General features: G+C 45.1%; 3 protein-coding genes and 2 rRNA genes (2 of these 5 running past the window's edge). 2 read left to right on the forward strand and 3 right to left on the reverse strand.

The features are described from left to right. From ACAW68_01765 to ACAW68_01775, 3 genes are all read right to left on the reverse strand, one after another. Positions 1 to 513: the 5' portion of a GyrI-like domain-containing protein gene (locus ACAW68_01765; GenBank protein XGA16323.1), read on the reverse strand. Its footprint begins 117 nt before the window's first position; the window shows 513 of its 630 coding nt (coding positions 1–513); it begins with the start codon at positions 511 to 513; the stop codon falls past the left edge of the window. 4 nt (positions 514 to 517) lie between these two features. Next, a complete protein-coding gene (locus ACAW68_01770) occupies positions 518 to 1,378 on the reverse strand; it encodes an alpha/beta hydrolase (GenBank protein ID XGA16324.1) in 861 nt (286 codons plus the stop codon). 106 nt (positions 1,379 to 1,484) lie between these two features. Beyond that, a complete protein-coding gene (locus ACAW68_01775) occupies positions 1,485 to 1,871 on the reverse strand; it encodes a hypothetical protein (GenBank protein ID XGA16325.1) in 387 nt (128 codons plus the stop codon). 474 nt (positions 1,872 to 2,345) lie between these two features. On the opposite strand from ACAW68_01775, the gene ACAW68_01780 reads away from it, so the two are divergent. Next, positions 2,346 to 3,922 (forward strand): 16S ribosomal RNA (locus ACAW68_01780). A gap of 246 nt (positions 3,923 to 4,168) precedes the next feature. Further along, positions 4,169 to 5,000, forward strand: a 23S ribosomal RNA gene (locus ACAW68_01785); it runs 2,083 nt beyond the window's last position. Together the 16S and 23S rRNA genes form the textbook arrangement of a ribosomal RNA operon.

Consider the following 5,000-nt stretch of genomic DNA (forward strand, 5'->3'; position numbering starts at 1 on the left):
GTTTAGAAACATCTCAATATGATCAAATGATATTTGCTCGTCATCATAAGGACCAACGTGTAGCATTTGAACCACGCGTTTCTCAGGTAACGTGACAATATCAACTTTATCAATCAGCTTAGATTTACCCGCTGCTTTAGCGTCTAAAAGCATCTTTTCAGCAAGTGCGATGGGCACAAAGTCTGGAATCAGCATGCGTAGTCTAAAGACAAAGTCGTCTTTGGTCCAGGCCCCTCGATCAACAGCGACGCGACTGATTGTCCAATCGCCTAGTAGAGGTGGGACTGTGTAATCAGTATAGATGCCATGAAGAGATGAGTCTGCTTTCTTGAAGGCCATCTTGGTCGGATACGCAACACTGTATAAGGCTGCAATGTAATCAGGAAACAATGCATCGTTGGGATTGCCTGTGCCGTGAATTTCAAAATAAGAATGGCTAGGTACCACGACTTGCTTAGGACGCTTGGTTGAATTGAACTCAACCGCGGCCATTTTCTTAAAATCGTATTTCATAAGATTAACCCATAATAAAATCGTAAATCTGATTCTTAGCGGCCAAGTTACGCGTCAGTGGCCAAATTGGATAGGCGTGTGGTAACCCAGTGCCTTCGATATAGGTCACACTGTCAGCGAACTTTTTGGCGAAAATGCGGTTATCTGGATTTGTTAAGTCACGTGTACCACTGATTAAAAGAATCTTTTGGTGATCAAAGTTACCGTTGATAGGTGAGACGATCGGTTCAACGATATCGTGTGAACCACGGATGGCTTCTATCAAGTCAGGCATGGCGTTTAATGACAAAACGGGATCGTGTTTTGCGGCGTCTTCAATATCCGGATTAGCTAGTGTCATATCAACCATTGGACTGATGGCAACAATGCGCTTGATAGGGAATGCCTCCATTAGTTGGACATAACCAAGCGCAATCTGAGCACCGGCGGAATCACCAACCAAGACAATGTCACAATCATCGTAAGTGTGACGTAAACGCCAAATGGCTTGATGCACACGTTCGTAAATTTCATCCAGTGTTGCATGTGGTACTAGTGGGTAATCCAACACAGCACATGGGATATTTGTATTACGTACTAAATCACCAATGAAATGCCAGTGGTAGGCAGTTATTGGTTCAATAAAGCCACCGCCATGTAAGTACAACATGATGGTAGTGGGTTTGTGTAAATTAAAATCCTTAGGGACTAGAATCTCCATGTACTCTTCAGATACAACTTCGAATTCATGACGCAATTTCGCACTAGGCTCAGCGGCTGTGGCAGGCTTGCTTGCTAACTCTTCCCACAGTTCCTTACCAGAAAGTTGCCAGACGTGATTAAGCCCAAGAATACGGCTACCAAATACAAAAAGTTGACGATACATAGACTTTCCTCCTTTCGAGTGAGTTCTCAGTATCGCTATTGTAGCAAGTGGACATGATGAAATTGCGTAAAAAAATACCCCAGTAAGTGAATACTGGGGTAGAAGACTATAGTAGTAATTCGAATTCAAGGTTATTGTATTGGTCACGTTCGCGGATTTGGCGGTAACCAAACTCTTGTTCCTCACGAACAAGCAGATCAGTGTGCCAAGTAATCTTGTCAGCGAAGTTCGCAAACATCTCTTCCTTAAGTTGGTTCACTAGGGATAGGAACTTGGTAGCTTCGTCAGCAGTCATTGATGCGTATAGGCGCTCGTCGTTACCGTACTTCTTTGAGTTACGCTTCAACATGACGTTCATCACTTGACGTGTGTAGGCAGGGTTGCGGTTCAAACGGACGCTAACGTTAATGTGGTTGTAGTGGAAGTCACGGCTGTATTGTAGCAACATTGCTAGAAACTCAGCAGCATCCACCTTTTCGGGTTTGTTTGCCATGTATTTTTGATTCCTTAATCTGTTTTATTACTGTCTACTAGTATAGCACGACTTAAAATTGAACTGAGAAAATGTTTCTGTTGAACAAAGGGGTTGCACTGATTTAATAAAAGGGGTAATATATTCAAGTTGTCTTTTGAAGAAAGCAACGCCAAAAAGATGTTCAACAAAGTTGTTGACATTTAGTAAAACGTTCTGTATTATATATTAAGTCGTCTCAGGGATATGAATTATCTATGAACGACGTATGAAAATTGATTGGAATTAGTTGTTGACATTTCATTCTTTCTTCTGTAATATAGATTAAGTCGTCAAGGCGACGACGTAGGTCATTGAAAACTGAATATCGTTTCGATGAAACAAATGTGTAGGGTCATCAAGCTAAGCTTGATGCAAAAACATTTGCGAAGTCAATTCGCTAGTAAATTCGTTTAACTTCTGTTAAACAACAAAAATTGAGTTATACTCAAACTTCAAATTGAGAGTTTGATCCTGGCTCAGGATGAACGCTGGCGGCGTGCCTAATACATGCAAGTCGAACGCTTTGTGGTTCAACTGATTTGAAGAGCTTGCTCAGATATGACGATGGACATTGCAAAGAGTGGCGAACGGGTGAGTAACACGTGGGAAACCTACCTCTTAGCAGGGGATAACATTTGGAAACAGATGCTAATACCGTATAACAATGACAACCGCATGGTTGTTATTTAAAAGATGGTTCTGCTATCACTAAGAGATGGTCCCGCGGTGCATTAGCTAGTTGGTAAGGTAATGGCTTACCAAGGCGATGATGCATAGCCGAGTTGAGAGACTGATCGGCCACAATGGGACTGAGACACGGCCCATACTCCTACGGGAGGCAGCAGTAGGGAATCTTCCACAATGGGCGAAAGCCTGATGGAGCAACGCCGCGTGTGTGATGAAGGGTTTCGGCTCGTAAAACACTGTTGTAAGAGAAGAATGACATTGAGAGTAACTGTTCAATGTGTGACGGTATCTTACCAGAAAGGAACGGCTAAATACGTGCCAGCAGCCGCGGTAATACGTATGTTCCAAGCGTTATCCGGATTTATTGGGCGTAAAGCGAGCGCAGACGGTTATTTAAGTCTGAAGTGAAAGCCCTCAGCTCAACTGAGGAATTGCTTTGGAAACTGGATGACTTGAGTGCAGTAGAGGAAAGTGGAACTCCATGTGTAGCGGTGAAATGCGTAGATATATGGAAGAACACCAGTGGCGAAGGCGGCTTTCTGGACTGTAACTGACGTTGAGGCTCGAAAGTGTGGGTAGCAAACAGGATTAGATACCCTGGTAGTCCACACCGTAAACGATGAGTGCTAGGTGTTTGAGGGTTTCCGCCCTTAAGTGCCGCAGCTAACGCATTAAGCACTCCGCCTGGGGAGTACGACCGCAAGGTTGAAACTCAAAGGAATTGACGGGGACCCGCACAAGCGGTGGAGCATGTGGTTTAATTCGAAGCAACGCGAAGAACCTTACCAGGTCTTGACATCCCTTGACAACTCCAGAGATGGAGCGTTCCCTTCGGGGACAAGGTGACAGGTGGTGCATGGTTGTCGTCAGCTCGTGTCGTGAGATGTTGGGTTAAGTCCCGCAACGAGCGCAACCCTTATTACTAGTTGCCAGCATTCAGTTGGGCACTCTAGTGAGACTGCCGGTGACAAACCGGAGGAAGGTGGGGATGACGTCAAATCATCATGCCCCTTATGACCTGGGCTACACACGTGCTACAATGGCGTATACAACGAGTTGCCAACCCGCGAGGGTGAGCTAATCTCTTAAAGTACGTCTCAGTTCGGATTGTAGGCTGCAACTCGCCTACATGAAGTCGGAATCGCTAGTAATCGCGGATCAGCACGCCGCGGTGAATACGTTCCCGGGTCTTGTACACACCGCCCGTCACACCATGAGAGTTTGTAACACCCAAAGCCGGTGGGGTAACCTTCGGGAGCCAGCCGTCTAAGGTGGGACAGATGATTAGGGTGAAGTCGTAACAAGGTAGCCGTAGGAGAACCTGCGGCTGGATCACCTCCTTTCTAAGGAAAATCGGAAACCTACACATTCACGAAACGATATTCAGTTTTGAGTGATTTACACTCAAACTTAGTTCTTTGAAAACTGAATCATAATTGTAAATTTTTAAATTCATTTAATATTGTTAATCAATATAAATTGAGCCGAAAAAATACACCGCGTAATTTTTTGAGTTTTTTAAATTAGTTTAAAATCGCTTGTGGCCTTGAGCCACATACTCAAACTTATATCATCAACGTCAGTTGATAGGTTAAGTTATTAAGGGCGCATGGTGGATGCCTTGGCACTAGGAGCCGATGAAGGACGGGACTAACACCGATATGCTTCGGGGAGCTGTAAGTAAGCTTTGATCCGGAGATTTCCGAATGGGGGAACCCAACTTGTTATGCAAGTTATCACCTAATGAATATATAGTTAGGTTGAAGGTAGACGTTGTGAACTGAAACATCTCATTAGCAACAGGAATAGAAAGAAAAATCGATACCGTCAGTAGCGGCGAGCGAAATCGGTAGAGCCCAAACCAAAGTGCTTGCACTTTGGGGTTGTAGGACTGACATTGTGGAGTTACAAAGTTAACATTTAGCAGAATCAGCTGGGAAGCTGAGCGAGACAGGGTGATAGCCCCGTATGCGAAAAGTGTTGACCTCCCGTCAGGATCCTGAGTACGGCCGGACACGTGAAATCCGGTCGGAATCCGCGAGGACCATCTCGCAAGGCTAAATACTCCCTAGTGACCGATAGTGAACCAGTACCGTGAGGGAAAGGTGAAAAGCACCCCGGAAGGGGAGTGAAAAAGTTCCTGAAACCATGTGCCTACAAGAAGTTAGAGCCCGTTAATGGGTGATAGCGTGCCTTTTGTAGAATGAACCGGCGAGTTACGATACCATGCAAGGTTAAGGTGGAAAGACCGGAGCCGTAGCGAAAGCGAGTCTGAAATGGGCGAATTAGTATGTTGTTGTAGACCCGAAACCAGGTGACCTACCCATGTCCAGGGTGAAGGTGCGGTAAAACGCACTGGAGGCCCGAACCCGTGCATGTTGAAAAATGCTGGGATGAGGTGTGGGTAGCGGTGAAATTCCA

The sequence above is a fragment of the Weissella confusa genome, from assembly GCA_041871065.1.
Lineage (GTDB): Bacteria > Bacillota > Bacilli > Lactobacillales > Lactobacillaceae > Weissella > Weissella confusa_A.